The sequence below is a fragment of the Streptomyces durhamensis genome, assembly GCF_000725475.1.
Taxonomy (GTDB): Bacteria; Actinomycetota; Actinomycetes; order Streptomycetales; family Streptomycetaceae; genus Streptomyces; species Streptomyces filipinensis.
In genome coordinates, this window is record NZ_JNXR01000214.1 from 1 (window position 1) to 223 (window position 223).

At 74.4% G+C, this 223-nt stretch carries 1 protein-coding gene; it reads right to left on the reverse strand.

What is annotated here, in order from left to right:
* On the reverse strand, positions 1–223 hold a 223-nt coding region (locus tag IO33_RS50985; protein WP_031174384.1), incomplete at both ends, for a hypothetical protein.

A 223-nucleotide genomic window follows, 5' to 3' on the forward strand; every position in this document is an offset into this window, starting at 1 on the left:
CGACCGCGACGACAACCGCGGTGGTGGCTACGGCGACCGCGGCGGCGACCGCGGAGGCGACCGCGGAGGCTTCCGCCGTGACGACCGGCGCGACGACCGCCGTGATGACCGGCGTGATGACCGCCGTGACGACCGGCGTGGTGGCGGTTACGGCGACCGCGGCGAGCGTGGTGGCTTTGGCGGTCGTAGGGATGACCGTCGTGAGGGTGACCGTGGGCCGCGT